The sequence below is a fragment of the Hymenobacter armeniacus genome (genome assembly GCF_014699055.1).
GTDB lineage: Bacteria > Bacteroidota > Bacteroidia > Cytophagales > Hymenobacteraceae > Hymenobacter > Hymenobacter armeniacus.
Genome location: NZ_JACXAC010000002.1, coordinates 839,654 through 859,413 on the forward strand (window position 1 = coordinate 839,654; position 19,760 = coordinate 859,413).

11 protein-coding genes are annotated in these 19,760 nt (G+C 63.8%); 9 read left to right on the top strand and 2 right to left on the bottom strand.

All coding sequences use genetic code 11. The features are described 5' to 3' along the window. Window positions 1-168 precede the first annotated feature (168 nt). Window positions 169-2,277, bottom strand: coding sequence for a bifunctional aldolase/short-chain dehydrogenase (locus tag IC234_RS07990; protein ID WP_190923316.1), 2,109 nt, complete (start codon window positions 2,275-2,277; stop codon window positions 169-171). A 243-nt stretch (window positions 2,278-2,520) separates the two neighbouring features. Between IC234_RS07990 and rhaT the strand changes: the two genes are divergently transcribed. The 9 genes from rhaT (at window position 2,521) to IC234_RS08035 (ending at window position 18,719) form a co-directional block, all read left to right on the top strand. After that, entirely contained in the window at window positions 2,521-3,609 is a 1,089-nt protein-coding gene (rhaT, locus tag IC234_RS07995; protein ID WP_190923317.1) for an L-rhamnose/proton symporter RhaT, read from the top strand. A 312-nt stretch (window positions 3,610-3,921) separates the two neighbouring features. Then, window positions 3,922-7,044: a SusC/RagA family TonB-linked outer membrane protein gene (locus tag IC234_RS08000; protein WP_190923318.1), complete on the top strand. Its 3,123-nt coding sequence runs from the start codon at window positions 3,922-3,924 to the stop codon at window positions 7,042-7,044. Window positions 7,045-7,076: 32 nt separating this feature from the next. Beyond that, the gene (locus IC234_RS08005) at window positions 7,077-8,597 is read left to right on the top strand and encodes a RagB/SusD family nutrient uptake outer membrane protein (protein ID WP_190923319.1); all 1,521 of its coding nucleotides are present in this window, start codon (window positions 7,077-7,079) and stop codon (window positions 8,595-8,597) included. A 176-nt stretch (window positions 8,598-8,773) separates the two neighbouring features. Further along, the gene (locus IC234_RS08010) at window positions 8,774-10,735 is read left to right on the top strand and encodes a rhamnogalacturonan lyase (RefSeq protein WP_190923320.1); all 1,962 of its coding nucleotides are present in this window, start codon (window positions 8,774-8,776) and stop codon (window positions 10,733-10,735) included. Between the two features lie 128 nt (window positions 10,736-10,863). Continuing rightward, on the top strand, window positions 10,864-11,667 hold the full coding sequence (locus tag IC234_RS08015) for a rhamnogalacturonan acetylesterase (RefSeq protein ID WP_190923321.1): 804 nt from the start codon (window positions 10,864-10,866) through the stop codon (window positions 11,665-11,667). Window positions 11,668-11,733: 66 nt separating this feature from the next. Then, on the top strand, window positions 11,734-12,534 hold the full coding sequence (locus IC234_RS08020) for a rhamnogalacturonan acetylesterase (RefSeq protein WP_190923322.1): 801 nt from the start codon (window positions 11,734-11,736) through the stop codon (window positions 12,532-12,534). A 92-nt stretch (window positions 12,535-12,626) separates the two neighbouring features. Continuing rightward, on the top strand, window positions 12,627-14,372 hold the full coding sequence (locus tag IC234_RS08025; protein WP_190923323.1) for a hypothetical protein: 1,746 nt from the start codon (window positions 12,627-12,629) through the stop codon (window positions 14,370-14,372). Window positions 14,373-14,491: 119 nt separating this feature from the next. Beyond that, entirely contained in the window at window positions 14,492-17,365 is a 2,874-nt protein-coding gene (locus IC234_RS08030) for a glycoside hydrolase family 2 protein (RefSeq protein ID WP_190923324.1), read from the top strand. Window positions 17,366-17,426: 61 nt separating this feature from the next. Further along, window positions 17,427-18,719 carry a hypothetical protein gene (locus IC234_RS08035; RefSeq protein WP_190923325.1) on the top strand — a complete coding sequence of 431 codons (1,293 nt, stop codon included), beginning with the start codon at window positions 17,427-17,429 and terminating at the stop codon, window positions 18,717-18,719. Here the strand turns inward: IC234_RS08035 and IC234_RS08040 are convergent, their stop codons facing one another. Then, the gene (locus IC234_RS08040) at window positions 18,720-19,733 is read right to left on the bottom strand and encodes a glycoside hydrolase family protein (protein ID WP_190923326.1); all 1,014 of its coding nucleotides are present in this window, start codon (window positions 19,731-19,733) and stop codon (window positions 18,720-18,722) included. Window positions 19,734-19,760 lie beyond the last annotated feature (27 nt).

Here is a 19,760-nt window from a genome sequence, read left to right on the forward strand (position 1 = left end):
CTTTTCGGCGGTGCAAGCCGGTAGATAGCTCGCAAAAAAAGAACGTCATGCTGAGCGCAGCCGAAGCATCTCTCCCGCGCAAGTAATTCGTTACTCTCGCGGGAGAGATGCTTCGGCTGCGCTCAGCATGACGCTCAATTATTTACATAAGCTGCCAAGCCAGCCGCATTAGCGCACGAAGGCCATGGCCACGCCGCCGTCCACGTTGAGCACGTTGCCGGTCGATTTGCTCAGGGAGCCATCCACGAACACGCGCACGGCCTTGGCAATGTCTTCCGACAGCAGCTCCTCGCCCAGCAGCGTGCGCTTGGCGTAGTGCGCCGGTAGCTCTTCGACCGAGATGCCGTAGGCCTTGGCGCGGCCGGCGGCCCAGTCGCCTTCCCAGATTTTGGAGCCGCGCAGCACGGCGTCGGGGTTCACGGTGTTGACGCGGATTTTGTCGCCGCCGAGCTCGGCCGCCAGCAGGCGGCTCATGTGCAGCTGAGCCGCTTTGGCCGTGCCGTAGGCCACGTTGTTGGGGCCGGCCACGAGGCCGTTTTTGCTGGCGATGTTCACGATGTCGCCGCCCAGGCCCTGCTGGCGCAGGATGGTGACGGCGGCTTGGCTCACCAGGAACTGGCCCTTCACCAGCACGTCGTTCAGAATGTCCCAGTCGGCCTGCGTGGTATCGGCCAGCGGCTTCGAAATCGACAAACCGGCGCAGTTCACCACGATGTCGACGCCGCCGAACTGCAGCACGCCGGCGCGCAGCGACTCCGCAATGCTCTCGGCGCTGGTCACTTCGATGGGGGCGGTGAGGGTGCTGTCCTTGCCGAATTGCTTGCGCAGGTCGGCCTGGGTTTCTTCCAGGCGGTCGCGGTCGACGGCCACCACGCAGGCGCCGAACTTCAGCAGTTCCTCGCAGATGGCTTTGCCGATGCCGCCGGTGCCGCCCGTCACGTAGGCCACCTTGCCCGAGAGGGCTTTGGGCGGGGCCATGCGCTGCAGCTTGGCTTCTTCCAGCAGCCAGTACTCGATGTTGAAGGCTTCCTGCTCGGGCAGGCCCTGGTAGGTGCTCACCGCCTCGGCGCCCTTCATCACGTTGATGGCGTTGGTGTAGAACTCGGCGGCCACGCGGGCGGTCTGCTTGTCTTTCGAGAAGGAGAACAAGCCCACGCCGGGCCACAGGATGATGACGGGGTTGGCGTCGCGCACAGCCGGCGAGTTGGCGTGCTTGCTGCGCTCGTAGTAGGCCACGTAGTCTTTGCGGTAAGCCTCAAACTGGCTTTCAAGGTAGGTTTTTACGCTGGCGGCGTCGCCCTGCATCACGTCGGCGTCGAGCACGAGCGGACGGATTTTGGTGCGCAGGAAGTGGTCGGGGCAGGAGGTGCCTTTCTGGGCGAGGCGGGGCAGGTCGTTCGAGTTCACGAACTCCAGCACGCGGGCGTCGTCGGTGTAGTGGCCCAGCATGCGGCGCTGGCTGCTGGCCAGGCCGCGCAGCACGGGCATCACGGCGGCGGCGGCGGCGCGGCGGCCGGCGGCGTCGAGGGTTTGCGCGCGCTTCACGCCGCCGAACACGGGGCCTTTCTTGCCGTAGTTGGCCTCCAGGTACTTGGCAGCCTGCTCAATCACCTCCAGGGTGTTGATGTAGGAATCGTAGCTGGTGTCGCCCCAAGTGAAGAGGCCGTGGCCGCCGAGGATGACGCCGCGCAGGCCGGGATTTTCGGCCACAATCTTCTCCAACTGCAGGCCCAGGTCGAAGCCCGGCTTCTGCCAGGGCAGCCAGCCCATGCTGTCGCCCCAGATGTCGTGCATGATTTGCTCGCCGTCCTTGCTGGCCGCGATGGCAATCAGGGCGTCGGGGTGTAGGTGGTCGATGTGCTTGAAGGGCAGCAGGCCGTGCAGCGGGGTGTCGATGCTGGGCGTGGCGCACTTGGGGTCGAAGAGGCAGTACTCGAACAGGCCCACCATCTCGTCCTCAAACTCCAGCCCGCGGTAGCGGTTTTTCAGCTGGTGCAGCTTCTCTACGTACAGGTTGGCGCAGCCGGCTTTGGTGAGGGTGCCGATGTCGCCGCCCGAGCCCTTCACCCACATCACTTCGGCGGCTTCGCCGGTCACGGGGTTGGTTTCGGTGATTTTGCAGGAGGTGTTGCCGCCGGCGTAGTTGGTCAGGCGCAGGTCGGCGCCCAGCAGGTTGGAGCGATAGAGGAACAGGGCCACTTCGTCGCCGGCCAGTTCGGCGGCTTTCGCTTCGTCCCAGAGGTAACTCACGTGCTGGAAAGTGAGGGTTTTTTCCATGATGATGCTTCTGTTGCGGTACAGAAATCGGGATTGGGTTGCTTTGGTGCAAAGGTGCCCGGCCGGGCTGGCTACCAACATCCTGCACTCTCCTGCTCAGCCAGAAAAATCTTGACGGCCCGGCCAACGGACGGACCGGGGCGCCGTGGCCGGGTGCGGCGGAGGCCGTTATTTCGCAGTCAGGAGAGCACAGGAGGGTTTGTGCTCACTTACCGGGCAGCTTTGCCCAAAACCGAAAGTACTATGGCTGTCATCTGGGGAGTTATCCTTCATGCGCTGGGCGGCTTCGCCTCCGGCAGTTTTTATTTGCCTTACAAGAAAATCAACGGCTGGGCCTGGGAAAGCTACTGGCTGGTGGGCGGCATCGTGAGCTGGCTGGTGGCGCCGTGGGTGCTGGGCTCCCTCACCGTGCCAAACCTGCTTGGGGTGCTGCAGCAGGCCGATAACACCACCATTTTCTGGGCGTACTTCTGGGGCCTGCTCTGGGGCACGGGCGGGCTCACGTTTGGGCTGGCCATGCGGTATTTGGGCCTGAGCCTGGGCATGGCCGTCACGCTGGGGCTGTGCGCGGTGTTTGGCACGCTGGTGCCGCCCATCTACGAAGGCAAAATGGGCGAGCTGGTGAGTTCGGCTTCGGGGCGCTACATCATGCTGGGGCTGGCCGTGTGCGTGCTGGGCATTCTGATTTGCGGCCGGGCCGGCTTGCTCAAGGAAAAAACGCTCACGCAGGAGCAGAAGCAGGAGTCCATTGCCGAGTTCGACCTGAAAAAGGGCCTGCTGGTGGCCGTGTTTTCGGGCATCATGAGCGCCTGCTTCTCGTTTGGCCTCACGGCCGGGCAGCCCATTGCCGAGCTGGCCGCCAAAAACGGCACCAACCCGCTGTTCGTCAACAACGCCATTCTGGTCATCATCCTGCTCGGCGGCCTCACCACCAACGCCATCTGGTGCATCTACCTCAACGTTAAAAACAAGACGTACACCGACTACCTCAACCCCAGCTACCCGGCGCTGCGCAACATCCTGTTTTGTGCCCTGGCGGGCACCACGTGGTACTTCCAGTTCTTCTTCTACGGCATGGGCGACAGCAAAATGGGCGCCTACCGCTTCTCGGGCTGGACGCTGCACATGGCCTTCATCATTGCCTTCAGCAGCATGTGGGGGCTAGTGCTGCACGAGTGGCGCGGCGCCAACCGCACCACCATGCGCACGGTCACGCTGGGCATCATTGCGGTGGTCCTCTCCACAGTGGTGGTGGGCTACGGCAACTACCTCGGCGACCCCGCGCACCAGTCCGAACCGCAGGAAACGGCCGTTGTGCAGACCACCGAATAAGGACTGCCCGGCCCTTAAGGGCCTACTCTCACCGGAAAATTATTCTGTCGTGCCCACCACCTGTTGATGAACGGTGGTGGGCACGACTGCGTTTGGGCCCGCCGGCCCAAGCAGGGGAGGGCGTGCGATGAATGGCTCCGCCAATAGGAAGCAACAATGAAAAGATGCTACAGAATTTGGCAAATTCAGGTGAGCACAGGTAAGTGAGGGTATTGGGTGACTCTAATTTCACCCCTAGCTAAGGAAGCCCTTACTTACCGTCGAGGCTTTCTCATGGCCTTTCCAAAACCCACCATCCCACAAGTAATAGTTATGAACAAACTGTACCGGTTGGCCTTCCTGCTGCTGGTGCTGGCGGGGCTGTATGCCCCGGCCGCACTGGCCCAGAGCGCCGCTACCCGAGCCGTGAGCGGCAAGGTGACCACCGCCGACACCAAAGAAGCCCTGCCCGGCGTGACGGTGCTGCTGAAAGGCACCACCGTGGGCACTGGCACCGGCCCCGACGGCACCTACACCCTGCAAGTGCCCGAACAAGGCGGCACGCTGGTGTTCAGCTTCGTGGGCTACGCCAGCAAGGAAGTGGCCATCAACGGCCAGACCACCATCAGCCCCGTGCTGGACGTGGACGCCAAGGGCCTCGACGAGGTAGTGGTGGTGGGCTACGGCACCCAGAAGGCCGGCAACGTGACCGGCGCCGTGACCGGCATCACCGCCAAGGAAATTGAGGAGCGGCCCGTCAACCGCATCGAGAACGCGCTGGTGGGCCAGATGCCCGGCGTGTACGTGCAGACGACCACCGGCGAGCCCGGCGCCGAATTGCAAATCCGGGTGCGCGGCGCGGCCTCCATCAACGCCTCCAACGACCCGCTGTACGTGGTAGACGGCGTGCCCGTGGACAACCTGCGCGGCATCAACCCCACCGACGTGGCCAACATTGAAGTGCTGAAGGACGCAGCCTCGGCGGCCATCTACGGCTCGCGCGGCTCCAACGGCGTGGTGCTCGTGACCACCAAGCGCGGCAAGAAAGGCGCGGCCAAGCTGCAGTTTTCGGGCTACACCGGCGTGCAGCTGGCCGAAAGCCGGCTGAAGGTGCAATCGGCCGAAGAGTGGATTCAGATGCGCAAGGAAGGCATCGACATTGATTGGGTGAACCAGAACCCCGCCCTGAACCGGCCCGAGGACTCGCGCGCCACCCGCCTGCAGCGCCTCACCGTGAACGGCACGCCCCCGAGCCAGACCAACGTCATCCGCTACACCTACGACCCCAAGTGGCAGTACGGCCAAGACAGCCTGGACTACGTCGACTGGCAAAAAGCCATTTTTCGCCGGGCCATCATGCAGCAGTACACGGTGGGCGTGTCGGGCGGCACCGACAACGTGACGTATAACGTGAACGGCTCGTTTCTGAACCAGAACGGCATCATCCTCGGCAGCGACCTGCAGCGCGCTACCCTGCGCGCCAACATCGACGCGCAGATTCGCAAGGGCATCAAGCTGTTTATGACGCTGGCCCCCAGCATGGAGTGGAGCAGCCTGGGCCGCGTGGACGGCACCGGCGGCCAGGCCCTGAACGCCGCCCAGATGCCGCCCGTGTCGCCGAAAGGCGCGGGCATCTACGCCGGCGCCGACCCGTACTTTACCTACAACTACTCGGGCCGCTACATCAGCCCCGTGGCCGTGATGGAGCGCACCGACGCCAACGGCACCCGCACCCGTCTCAACGCCAACATGGGCCTGAACCTGGACCTCTACAAAGGCTTCCAGCTGCAGCTGCTGGGCGCCATGGACAACGGCTATTTCCAGGACCAGATTTATACGCCCACCAACGCCAGCCGCGACTGGGTGGGCGCCGCCCCGGGCTCGCTGAGCACCTCGCGCTACTCGCAGACGTTCAACACGCGCTACCTGTTTCAGAGCGTGCTGAACTACACCCGCTCGTTTGGCGACCACAGCCTGAACGCCATTCTGGGCTACTCGGTGGAGCGCACCAAGGTGGACTTCTCGCAGCAGGAAAACGGCCAGCTGCCCAACGACCAAACGTACCTCTTCGACCGCGCCAACTCGACCGTGAACCGCAGCTACATCACGGCCGGCAAGGAAGCCCTGCTCTCGTATTTTGCCCGCGCGCAGTACGACTACAAGCAGCGCTACCTGCTGTCGGCCAGCATCCGGCGCGACGGCTCCTCCAAGTTCGGCGCCAACCGGCCCTTTGGCTACTTCCCGGCCGTGAGCGCGGGCTGGCGCATCTCGGGCGAGAACTTCATGCAGGGCGTCACCTTCATCAGCGACCTGAAGGCGCGCGCCAGCTGGGGCGTGACCGGCAACAACCGCATCCCGAACGACTCGCAGTTTTCGCTGCTCGGCGTGAGCAACTACTCGCTGGGCGGCGCCAGCATCAACGGCTACGCGCCCATCGGCTTCCAGAACCGCGACCTGGGCTGGGAGCAAACGGCCAGCTGGAACTACGGCCTCGACTTCAGCGTGCTGAACAACCGCCTGCAAGTGACGGCCGACTACTACACCAAGCAGACCACCGACCTGCTCTACCAGGTGCCGCTTTCGTCGCTCACCGGCTTCACCCGCACCTACGTCAACATCGGCCAGGTGTATAACCAGGGCGTGGAACTAGGCCTGACCTCGCGCAACGTGGTGGGCGCGTTTGAGTGGACCACCAACTTCAACGCTTCCTACAACAAAAACCGCGTCGAGAAGCTCGACTACGATGACACGCCGGTGCCCACCGGCAGCAGCCCCGGCGGCTTCGTGAGCCTGCTGCAAGTGGGCCTGCCCATCAACTCCTACTACCTCTACGACGCCATCGGCGTGTACCAGACCCAGGCCGAAGTAGACAACGAGCCCAAGCTGAGCAACACCCGCGTGGGCGATATCAAATACCGCGACGTGAACGGCGACGGCAAAATCACGGACGCCGACCGCACCATCATGGGCAACCCCACGCCCAAGTACATCTTCGGCGTCACGAACACCTTCCGCTACAAGGGCTTCGACCTGAACGTGCTGGTGAACGCCCAGCAGGGTGCCTACCTCTACTCGCTCATCGGCCGCAGCATCGACCGCCCCGGCATGGGCTACCTCTACAACCACGCCAGCAACTGGAACAACCGCTGGAAGTCGGAAGCCGAGCCTGGTGATGGCAAAACGCCCAGCATCACGGCCCAGAACAGCTCGCTGCTCGACTCGCGCTGGCTCTACAAGTCCGACTACATCCGCCTCAAAAACATCACCCTGGGCTACACCCTGCCCAAGGCCCGCTTCTACAACGGCGCCCGCCTCTACGTGGCCCTCGAAAATGCCTACATCTGGCACAACTACACCGGCGGCTTCTCGCCCGAGGCCCTGCAACTTGGCGGCTTCGACAACGGCAGCTACCCGCAGGCCCGCACTTACACCCTGGGCTTCAACCTGACGCTGTAAGGCTTCCCACCCCCTTAAATCGACTCATTCCGATGAAAATCTCTTTTCTGAAACAAGTGGCCTGCGCCGTGGGCCTGGGCACGGCCGGGCTGCTGGCCACCTCCTGCAAGGAGGACATTCTGCAAATCCAGCCCGTGGCCAACAACACGGTGGACGGGTTTTACCAAAACGAAATCCAGGTGAACCAGGGCGTGATGGCCATCTACAACGGCACCCTGTCCCTGCCCGAAAACTCATACTGGTTTCTGGCTGAGTTCCGTTCCGACAACGTGGCCGCCGACATCGCCACGGTGCAGCGCGACTACAGCGACGTGAGCAATTTCAACACCACCTCGCAAACCCAGCAGCTGCAGGCTACCTGGACCGACCTGTTTGAAATCGTGTACCGCTCCAACGTGCTGCAGGAGCGCATTCAGCCCTTCAATTTTGCCCGCGTGCCCCAGTTCAAGGGCGAGGCCCGGTTCCTGCGCGCGCTGGCCTATTTCGACTTGGTGCGCTTCTTCGGAGCCGTGCCGATTGTGAACAAGACCCTGACCATTGAGGAGTCGAAGCAGGTGCCGCGCGCCCCCGTGGCCGACGTGTACAAGTTCATCGTCGACGACCTGCTGTTTGCGGCCGACAACCTGCCCGCCTCCTACGCCGCCGCCGACAAAGGCCGCGCCACCAAGTGGGCCGCCAAAGCCCTGCTGGGCAAGGTGTACCTCACCATGTACGGCTACCCGCTGCGCCAGACCAGCGCCCTGCCCCTGGCCAAGCAGCAGCTGATGGACGTGTACGCCGCGGCCAGCCCCACCACTTTCTCGGTGGCCGCGAACTTCGCCGACCTGTTCAAATCGGCCAACGACAACAAGTACGCCGTGTTCGAAATCCAGTTCCAGTCGGGCGGCACGGGCCTGGGCAACCCCATTCCGTGGCAGCAAGGGCAGGTGTTTCCCACCAACTGGTCGCCGTTCACCGGCTTTGCTGCCGACTTCACGCTGCCGCCCGCCCTGTTTGGGGCCAACTGGCCTAAAGCGGACAAGCGCAAAGCCGCCACGCTCGATTCGGTGGTCCGCAACGCCTCCGGGGCCATCGTGGCCGGTCGTCCGGAATTCACCAAGTTTTTGGAGAAAGGCGTGGCCGGCGTGCAAAACCGCACCGACTACCCCAACAATTTCCCCATCATTCGCTTCGAAGACGTGGTGCTGATGTACGCCGAGGTGCTGACCGAGGAAGGCAACATCGCGCAGGCCATCCCGCTCGTGAACCAGATTCGGACCCGCTCGGGCCTGACGGCCTTCACCCTCGCCTCGCCCGAGGCCGCGTCGCAGGCCAACTTTCGCGCCGCCATCCTCAAGGAGCGCCGCTATGAGTTTGTGGCCGAAGGCCAGCGCTGGCACGACCTGGTGCGCACCGGCAACGCCATTTCGGTAATGACGGCCTTCAAGCGCAGCACCACCGCCGCCGGCGCCAACTTCCGCCAGCTCGACGACCACGACCTGATTTTTCCCATTCCGCTGCTGGAGTTGCGCATCAACCCCGGCTTCTGGCAGCAGAACCCCGGCTACAACTAAGCGCCTGACGGTTTGACGTCAGGACAAGGAGAAAGAACGTCATGCTGAGCTTGTCGAAGCATCTCTGCCGCACCAGTAAATCATGTCGATTGGATTGGTTGAACGGTAGAGATGCTTCGACTTCGCTCAGCATGACGTTCACTTTTAGTACAAGTCGCACTTCCATCCTTTCGCACATGAAAACATGCTTTTTGCCTTTGCTGCTGACGTCTGTCCTGCTGGGCGCGGGCCCCTCGGTGGTGCCACCCGGCGCGCCGCAGGCCCAGCCCGAGCGGCTGGGCAGGGGAGTGGTGGCCGTTGCCCAGCCCGACGGCAAAGTGTTCATCAGCTGGCGCCTGCTGGCCGGCGATGCGCCCACCGTGGGCTTCGACGTGTACCGCCAGGCCGGTACGGCTGCCGCGCAAAAGCTGAACCAGAAACCCCTCACGGCCGGCACCAGCTTCCTTGATGAAACGGCAGTAAAGGGCCAGTCGGCCAGCTATACCGTGCGGGCAGTTGTTGCGGGAAAAAGCGACCCCGACCCTTCGGCCACCGCCAAAGCCTGGGCCGACGGCTACCTGCGCCTGCCGCTACAGCCTCCCCCCGGCGGCACCGTGAGCAGCGGCCCCGAAACCAGCCCCTACACCTACACCGCCAACGACGCCAGCGCCGCCGACCTCGACGGCGACGGCCAGTACGAAATCGTGCTGAAGTGGGAGCCCACCAACGCCCGCGACAACGGCTCCAGCGGCCTCACCGGCCCCGTTATTCTGGATGCTTACAAGCTGGACGGCACCCGGCTGTGGCGCATCAATCTGGGCAAAAACATCCGGGCCGGCGCGCACTACACGCAGTTCATGGCCTACGACCTCGACGGCGACGGCCGCGCCGAAGTGGCCTGCAAAACCGCCGACGGCACCGTGGACGGCGCGGGCAAAACCATTGGCGATGCCGGCAAAGACTACCGCACCCTCACCGTGCCCACCGACGGCGGCCCGGGCGTGCCCGGCCCGCGCGACAGCAAATACGGCCGCATCCTGGCCGGGCCGGAATATTTCACGGTGTTCGACGGCCGGACCGGCGCGGCCCTGGCCAGCACGCCCTACCTGCCGGCCCGCGGCGAGCTGGGCGGCTGGGGCGGCATCGGGGGCAATGGCGGCAACGACAGCTACGGCAACCGCGTGGACCGCATGCTGGCCTGCGTGGCCTACCTCGACGGTGCCAAACCCAGCGTGGTGATGTGCCGCGGCTACTACGGCCGCACCGTGCTGGCGGCCTGGGACTGGCGCGGCGGCAAGCTCACCTCGCGCTGGGTGTTCGACTCGAAAGACGGCCAAAACCCCTTCTCCGGCATGGGCAATCACGGCCTGAGCGTGAACGACGTGGACGGCGACGGCCGGGACGAAATCGTGTACGGCTCGATGGTGGTGGACGACAACGGCACGGGCCTGTTCAGCACCGGCCTGCGCCACGGCGACGCCCTCCACGTGTCGGATTTCGACCCCGCCCGGCCCGGCCTCGAAGCCTGGGGCGTGCACGAAAATGAGGAGAAAGTGCCCGGCCACGAAAACGGCCCCGGCGCGGCCCTCTACGCCGCCGGCACCGGCAAAATCCTCATTGCGAAGCTGCCCGGCGAGGACGTGGGCCGCGGCATGGCCGCCGACATCGACCCGCGCCAGCCCGGCGCCGAGCTGTGGGTGAGCAACCCCGAGCTGGGCCTGCTGACTTGCCAGGGCGAACGCATCGGCCCCTCGCCGCGCTCCGTCAACTTTGGCCTGTGGTGGGACGGCGACCTGCTGCGCGAGCTGCTGAACGACACCCGCGTGGAGAAGTGGGACTACCGGGCCGGCCAGCTCACCAAATTGCTCGAAGGCAAGGATTTCGGCGCCGCCTCGTGCAACGGCAGCAAAGCCACGCCCTGCCTCTCGGCCGACCTGCTGGGCGACTGGCGCGAGGAAGTGGTGTGGCGCACCGCCGACAACTCGGCGCTGCTCATTTTCAGCACCACCATCCCGACCACGCACCGCCTCGTGACGCTCATGCAGGACCGTGCCTACCGCCTCGGCGTGGCCCGCGAAAACGTGGGCTACAACCAGCCCCCGCACCCCGGCTTTTTCCTGGGCGAAGGCATGAAAGGGGAGAAGCCCAACCTGAACTAGCGCCAGAAACCGTTGGACCAGGCGCCCGGCACAGGTGTGTGCAGGACACGCCCCGCGGCAACAGGCCCAACTTTTGAGTACGGAAGCGTTGCGCTGGCTTCCCCGCGCTACCTCATCAATCCCACCCTATGAACAAACGACTTTCTGTGGCCCGCCGCGCTACCTCGTCGGCCCTGCTGCTCGGCGGCGTTGCGGCGCTGCTGTTGGTGCTGGCCAGCTTTGGCAAGCCCGGCCCGCGGCCCACCCTTTTCCTCATCGGCGACTCGACGGTGAACAACACCAACCGGCCGCAGGCGGGCTGGGGCAACGTCATTGCGGCGCATTTCGACACCACCCGCCTGCGGGTGCGCAACAACGCCAAGGCCGGCCGCAGCACCCGCACCTTCATCACCGAAGGCCGCTGGAAAACCACCATCGACGCCATCCGGCCCGGCGACTTCCTCGTCATGCAATTTGGCCACAACGAAGGCAGCGTGCCCGACACCACCAAGGCCGGCCGGCGCGGCGTGCTGCGCGGCACCGGCGAGGAAACCAAAGCCCTGGTGTGGCCCGACGGCCACCCCGAAACCGTGAACACCTACGGCTGGTACCTGCGCAAATTCATTCGCGAAGCCAAGGTCAAAGGGGCCACGCCCATCGTGTGCTCCATGATTCCGCGCAACAAGTGGAAGGAGGGCAAAGTTATTCGGGCCAGCAACGACTTCGGCAAGTGGGCCCAGGAAGTGGCCCAGCAGGAGGGCGTGGCGTTCATCGATTTGAACGACATCACGGCCCAGAAATACGAGAAGCTGGGCCCGGATGAGGTGAAGAAATTCTTCCCCGGCGACCACACCCACACCAACGAAGCCGGCGCCCGCCTCAACGCCGAATCGGTGGTAGATGGCATCCGGGCCAACAGGAAGCTGGCGCTGAATAAGTACCTGAAGAAATAAACCGTGTGTCATCTTTCGCTGCTCGGCCGCCAGACAAGGATGACAGACGATAAGAAATACCAATCCATGAAATTTACCAAAACCACCTTCACCTTCGGCCTGCTCGTCTTTGCGTTGGTGTTGGCCGCCTTCACCGCCCGCCCGCCCAAGCGCAAGCCCACGCTCTACCTCATCGGCGACTCGACGGTGAAAAACGGCAAAGGCAAGGGCGACGGCGGCCTCTGGGGCTGGGGCAACTACCTGCCCGCGCACTTCGACACCACCCGCATTCGCATCGAAAACGACGCGCTGGGCGGCACCAGCAGCCGCACGTTCCAAACCAAGGGCCTCTGGGACGCGGTGAAGAACAAGCTGCAGCCCGGCGACTTCGTCGTCATGCAGTTTGGGCACAACGACGACGGCCCGCTGGCCGACACCGCCCGTGCCCGCGGCACCCTCAAAAGCAACGGCGAGGAAAGCCAAGAAATCTACAACCCCCTCACCAAGCAGCCGGAAGTGGTGCACAGCTACGGCTGGTATTTGCGGAAAGTCATTGCCGAAACCAAGGCCAAAGGTGCCACGCCCATCGTGTGCTCGCTGGTGCCGCGCAACGGCTGGAAAGACGGCAAAGTGAACCGCGCCACCACCGGCTACACCCAGTGGGCCGCCGAAGCTGCCAAACAAGGCGGCGCCTATTTCATCGACCTCAACCGGCTGGTGGCCGACAAATACGACCGCGAAGGCGAAGCCAAAGTGGGCACCGTCTACTTCACCTCCAAAGACCACACCCACACCATCGAAGCCGGCGCGCAGCTGAACGCAGCCACCGTGGCGGAAGGCATCAAGGCCACGAAGGGCTTGGCGCTGAGCAAGTATTTGAAGAAGTAATGTAGCGTGGACTCGGCGAGTCGGCGCCTGTACAGGATATTCTGAATCACGCGGACTCGCAGGGTCCGCGCTACGGCTTTTCGTCGCCTTCTATGAAATTACTTGCTGCTGTGGCCATGCTGTGCTGCTGCGTTGGCAGCCTGCATACATGTGCCCAAACGCTCGCCGTCCGGCCCGCGCCGCTGCCCGGTACGCTCATTATTCCGGCTTCCGATTTCATTCAGGAAATCCCCAAGGGCGTCGTTATCGCCGATGCCGGCAGCCTGAAAGTACCCTGGATTTACAACAACACGGCCTTGGTGCTGAAATCGAAAACCAACCTGCAGGTTCGGGTGCAGGTGCCGGAGGCGGGCCGCTACACCCTCTACGTGCGCAGCCAGGGCGAGAAAAATACCGGCTTTAAAGTAGCCATCAACGACAAGGTAACTGCCGAGAGCTTCGGCCGCGGCCCGCTGAGCTGGCAACCGGGCGGCACGTTTGAGTTGCCCGCCGGCTCGGCCTATGTGAAGCTCACGCGCATCGACATGGGCGCGGCCGTGGACGTGCTGGTGCTGAGCAAAAACGCCAGCCTCAAGGAAGACGACATTCGGCCCTACCAACTGCCGGAGGACGTGCAACTGCTGAAGCAATACACCATTCCGCCCTCGAGTGCCGTGAAATTCGGCGACGTGGACGGCGACGGCAAAACCGATTTTCTGGTGCTGGAGCCCGACTTTTCGGCCCACGTGTTCAACAACGCGGGCAAGGAGCTATGGGCCTACAAAGCGCCGACCGAATACGTGAAAGAACGGTCGGAATTTGAAGCGCCCGGCGTGCTCTGGGACTTCGACCACAACGGCCGCGCCGAGGTGGTGCACTGGCGCTTTATCGACGGCAAAGAGTGGCTGGTGGTGGCCGATGGCCGCACCGGCAACATCCTGCGCAAAACCGCCTGGCCAACCCAGCCCCTGCCGCACGTGTACAACAATTTCCGGCTGGCCATTGCGCACCTGCACGCCGGCCCGGCCAACGACCTGGTGGCCTACACCGACATGGGCGGTACCCAACACGTGACCGCCTATAGCGCCGACCTCAAGCAACTCTGGCAGCACACCGAGCACCGCAACAAAGACAACCTCGGCCACTACGTGTACCCCGTCGACCTCAATGCCGACGGCCTCGATGAGGTGCTGGTGGGTTCGCTGCTACTCGATACCAACGGCCAGGAAATCTGGAACCGCTTCGACCTGCTGCCCGACAACCACGACCACGCCGACAGCTACAAATTCAGCGACCTGAACGGCGACGGCCGGCTCGACATTGCCACCGCCAATAGCGAAACCGGCGTGTTCGTCTACGACGGCATGACGGGCAACATCATCTGGCAAAACACGGCCGAGCACAGCCAGCAGTTGGCCGTGGGCAACTTCCTGCGGGGCGTGGCCGGCCCGCAGGTCGTCATCGGTGGCCGCACCTACGGCACCCGCGGCACCGACGAGCCCGGCCTCTCCAGCCAGCTCTACTGGTTCGACAACGGTGGCAACCTGGTGAAGAAATGGCCCGGCAACCCCATCAACGGCAACCCCGACTTCGTGCGCGGCAACTGGCGCGGCGACGGCGCTACCTGGCTGTTCTGGCACAAATTCCGCCTCAGCGACGCCGGCACCGGCGAGCTATATTTCCCCGATACGGTCTTCCACATGTTCGATTTCACCGGCCAGGGCGCCGAGGAAGTCATCACCCTGAACCAGGGCCGCCTCAGCGTCTTCGGCAGCCGGAGTGCCGCGCACAGCGGCAAGGATTCAAAGAAGGACCTGGAGTACTTGCGGAATTCCGTAGTCAACCACACGCATTATTGATTTAGAAAATGTAGAGACGCGACACTTCGCGTCTCCGCGTGGAACGGCCAGAGCCGCGCCGCCCCAACAACATCAGCAACGAGGAGACGCGAAGTGTCGCGTCTCTACATCGCCCTCCAATGCCCAAATCAATTCAATACCTACTGCTGATTCTGGTGCTGCTCGCTCAAACCAGCCGCGCCCAAACGCCCGCTACCCAGCGCCAAATCCAATACCTCTCGGGCCGCGACAACCGCCGCACCGTGCAGTGGGACTTCTACTGCACCGGCGGGCGCAAAAGCGGCTACTGGACCCGCATTGCCGTGCCCTCGTGCTGGGAGCAGGAAGGCTTCGGCCTCTACAACTACGGCCGCGACTACAAAACCTACGGCAAAAACTTCCGCTTCGCCGACGAGCAAGGGCTGTATAAACACAGCTTCAACGTACCCGCCGCCTGGCGCGGGCGGCGCGTCGAAATCGTGTTTGAAGGCTCGATGACCGACACGGAGGTGAAGGTGAACGGGCAGGTGGCCGGGCCCATTCATCAGGGCGCGTTTTATCGTTTCAAGTACGACCTCACCGACAAGCTCAAGTTCGGCGAAGCGAATCTGCTGGAAGTGAAAGTGAGCAAGATGTCGGCCGAGCCCAGCGTGAACAACGCCGAGCGGCTGGCCGACTACTGGGTATTTGGCGGGATTTTCCGGCCGGTGTACCTGCAGTCTTACCCGCAGCAGTACGCCGAAAACGTGGCCATCGACGCCCGGGCAAACGGCAGCTTCACGCTCCGCGCTAACCTGCGCAACGTGAAGCAGGCCGCCCAGCTGCAGGTCGACATCCTCGACCAGAAAGGCCAGACCGTGGGCACCGCCAGCGCCAGCGTGGCCGCCGGCGACACTGTGGCCCGCCTGAACACCACCGTCAAAGCCCCGCGCCAGTGGACCAGCGAAACCCCCAGCCTCTACCGCGCCCGCCTCACCCTGCGCAGCGGCCAGGAAACGCAGTACCAGACCACCGAACCCTTCGGCTTTCGCACCATTGAGGTGCGGCGCGGCAAGGGCATTTACGTGAACGGCACGCAGGTGAAAATGAAGGGCACCAACCGCCACAGCTGGTGGCCCGAAACCGGCCGCACCCTCAACGACAGCATCCACCTGATGGACGTGAAGCTGCTGAAGGAGATGAACATGAACGCCGTGCGCATGTCGCACTACCCGCCCGATGCCGAGTTCCTGCACCTCTGCGACTCGCTGGGCGTGTACGTGCTCGACGAGCTGGCCGGCTGGCAGAAATTTTACAGCACCAAGGCCGGCACGCCGCTGGTGCGCTCCATGGTGGAGAAGGACCAGAACCACCCCAGCATCATCTTCTGGGACAACGGCAACGAGGGCGGCACCAACAAGGAGCTGGACGCCGTTTTCTACCAGTACGACCTCACCAAGCGGCCCGTCATTCACCCGCACCACCGGCCCGGCAACGCGGCCAGCGGCATCGACTGCAACCACTACGAGAACTACTACAGCACCCGCGACATCCTGGCCGATTCGCTCATCTACATGCCCACCGAATTCCTGCACAGCCAGGACGACGGCGGCGGCGGCGCCGGCTTGGCCGACATGTGGGAGCTGCACTGGAAGGCCCAGCGCTCGGGTGGCGGTTTTCTGTGGGCCATGGTGGACGAAGGCATAGTGCGCACCGACCAGCACAACATCATCGACGTGAACGGCGTGAACGCGCCCGACGGCCTCATGGGCCCGCACCGCGAGAAGGAGGGGAGCTTCTACGCCATTCGGGAGATTTTCTCGCCCATCAAAATCGGCCTGAAGGAGCTGCCCGCCAAGTTCAACGGCTCATTGGACATTGAAAACCGCTACCACTTCACCAACCTCAGCCAGTGCTTTTTTCAGTGGGAGCTGGTGAACTACCGCAAGCCCAACGACCCGTTTGCGGGCAGCATCGGCGGAAAGAAAAGCCGCCTCAAAAGCCCCGCCGTGGCCCCGCTGGCCACCGGCAAGCTGAAGCTGGAGCTGCCCAAAGACTGGCAGAGCTACGATGCGCTGGTGCTCTCGGCCTTCGACCCGCAGAAGAACCTCTTGTATAAATGGACCTGGAAAACCGGCGGCAACGCCCGCCTGCTCGACGGCGTGCTCAGCCTCCAGAGCAAGGACAAAGCCGCCGTGGAAGTCACCGACGTCGACAGCTTGCTTACTCTGAAAGCCAGCAACATCACCGTCACGTTTAACAAAACCAACGGCCGCCTCACCGGCGTGAAGGGCAACAACGGCGACAAGCTCTCCTTCACCAACGGCCCCGTGCTGGTGGCCGGCACTGCCGCCTTCGCCGGCCTCACGCACCGCACCGAGCCCGACGGCGAAGTGGTGGAAGCCCGCTACACCGGCGACCTCAAAACCGTGCGCTGGAAAATGCTCGCCAACGGCTGGCTGCGAATGGAATACGAGTACGCCCTCACCGGCGACCACCCCTTCGCCGGCATTAGCTTCACCTACCCCGAAAACTTCGTCATCGGGGCCAAGTGGCTCGGCCAGGGCCCGTACCGCGCCTGGAAAAACCGCCTGGCCGGCACCACCCTCAACGTGTGGGAAAACGCCAACAACAACACCCAAACCGCCGCCGCGCCCTGGATTTACCCCGAGTTCAAGGGCTACTTTGCCGACATTGCCTGGATGGAAATGAACACCGTGGAAGGCAAGTTCCTCATCGCCAGCCCGGACAAGGACCTGTTCATCCGCCGCTTCAATTTCTACGGCCTCTCGGGCGTGAAGCCCCAGCCGGGCCTGCCCATCGGCGACTTGTCGTTCCTCGACGCCATTCCGCCCATCGGCACCAAGCTCGGCCTCAACATCGACAACAACCCCAAAAACCTAGGGCCCAATTCCGAAACCAACCACTTCAGCGGCGCGCCCATCCGGCGCACGCTGTACTTCTACTTCGGCCTGGCGCCGTCCGACAGCAAGCCCCAGCCCTACGTGGCCCCCGTGAAGGACGACTTGTTTTAAACCGGCTTTTGTGAGGTGAAAGGAAAGGCTGCTACATTGGGGCAGCCTTTCTTGTTGCTGCATGCGAAAACTTCTACTCGGGGCCCTGTTGCTGGTGTGCGGGGCCCATCCGGCCTATTCCCAAACCTTTGAGCCCGGCTACCTGGTGCTGCAGCGCGGCGACACGCTACGGGGCGAGGTAGAAAACGCTTTCTGGGAAGAGCCGGCTAAAACCGTACGCTTCCGGCCCACTGCCACGGCGCGGCCCGTCACCTACACCAGCCAGCAGCTGCGGAGCCTGGGCCTGGCCAGCGGCCGGCTGCTGCGCCACGAGCTGCTGACCATCGACATGGACGCCGAAACCCGGTTGCCCTACCTCAGCCACCGCATCACGCACCGCCCGCGGCCCGATTCGGTGATGGCCGACGTGCTGGTGCAGGGCCCGGCCACGCTGCTGGGCATTGTGCTCAATGAAACCCGGCACTACTTCGTGCAGCGGCCCGGCCAACCCCGCCTGGAGCTGGCCGCGCACAACTACCTGCTTGCCAAAGATGGTCGGGAGCGCATTGCCGACGCCAACAACTACAAAAGCCAACTCCTGCTGTATTTCGGCGACTGCGAAGCAGTGACAAGCCTCTTGTCCAATACCTCCTTTACCGAAGAAGGGCTGCAGCGTCTCGTCCGGGCCTACAACCGCCAGTGCTCGGGGGTGGCGCTCCCACCGGAAGCTCCAGCGCCGCCCGTTGCGGCCCGCCCGCACGTTACGGTGCGCCTGGGCCTGATGGCCGGCGTGCGCTACAATTCCATGCGCCTGAAAACCACCGACGGTCCGTCCGGCCCGCTCGACGGCCACAACGCCGACGGCCGGCCCCACGCCCTCGGCGGCCTCTACGCCGATGTGGTGGCAGGAGGGCGGCGCCTAGCCATCCACACCGATTTGCAGGTTTCCCAGATGGGCAATGCGCAGGCCACCGCCGTGGCGGCTACGCCCACCAGTCTCGTCAGCAGCTACCAGTGGCGCGCCACGCATATAGTAGCTCACTTCGGGCTGCGGGGATTTTTTCCCATGGGCCCCCGGGCCCAGGTGGTGGTGGGTGGCGGCTACGAAATCAATAGCTTCTGGGGCTCGACCTCGGAGTTCCGATACGGCGGGGAGGTATACGAATTCGTGTACCCTTTCCACGGCACGCCGCTGCCCTACCTAGAAGCGGGCCTCAGCCGCAACCGTTGGTCCCTAATGCTCAACGGCCGCCTGTACGAACCCGATTATTTCTACGCCTATCCCACCACCTACAATTACACCAACAACCCCTGGAGCCTGGCCCTCACCATAAGCTACCGCCTCAACGCCGACTCCGACGCGCTGCCCAAGTAACTATTTCCCGCGGGGCGGCACCAGCTGCACGAACGTGGGCTTGTCCCGGTCGCAGGTCAGCCGGCCGTTGTTGAATTCCAGCTCCGCCACCTGAACCACGCTGCGCTTGGCGGCAATGCTGTTGGCCGGGGCGGGGCGGGCCTTGCTGCGGCCGGGGTGGGTGAAGTAGAACACGAAGGCGCGGCCGTTGCTCACCACCACGTCGCAGTGCCCGCCAATGGCCTGGTCGTCGCGGCCCTGCCCGGGTTGTTCGAGAATGCGCTCGGGCTGGGCCGTCCAGTGCAGCAGGTCGGTGGAGTGGTACACGGCCATGCCTTTCCACTGGTCGATTATCATCCAGTACTGCTCGTGCCAGCGGAATACTTTGGGGCCTTCGCCGCGCTCGTTCAGGGCCTGGCCGTGGTCGGTCCAGTGCAGCAGGTCAGGGCTGTCGGCGTAGTAGATGGATTTGTGGTCCCGCTCGTTGTTGTACCACAGCCGCCAAGTGCCGTCGGGCAGCTTGAACACGCTGGCGTCAATGACTTTATCGGTGACGAGCGGCAGGGTTTGTACGTACTGCCAGTTCTGCAAATCGGTGCTGGTGAGCTGCACGATGACGCGCGGGTGCTGCCAGTCGGTGAAGGTGCCCGGCACGTAGGTCAGGAACATGTGGTAGCGGCCCCGGTCCTCCACGATGTCGGGCGCCCAGTGGGTGTAGCCGCGGTCGGGCCGGTAGTTGATGTTGGCCGTGTCGCGGTAGGTCCAGGTGGTGCCGCCGTCGCCCGATTCGGCAATGCCGATGCGGGTGCCGTGCACCCAGGTCACGCCGGTGGCGGTGGTGTCGGTGGCGCGGCGGTTGGTGTAAAACATCCACCACTTCTTGGCCTGCTTATTCCAGACGATGACCGGGTCGGCCGCGCCGTCATACACCGGGTCGCTGAAAAGGGGCTTGGGGGCGGGCCTGGCCGTGGCGGCAGGTTTGGCCCCCGCTTTTTGCGCCATGGTCTGGCCAGGAGCCGCCACCGTCAGGGCCATTGCCAGCAGGCTTCCGGCAAGGCACCG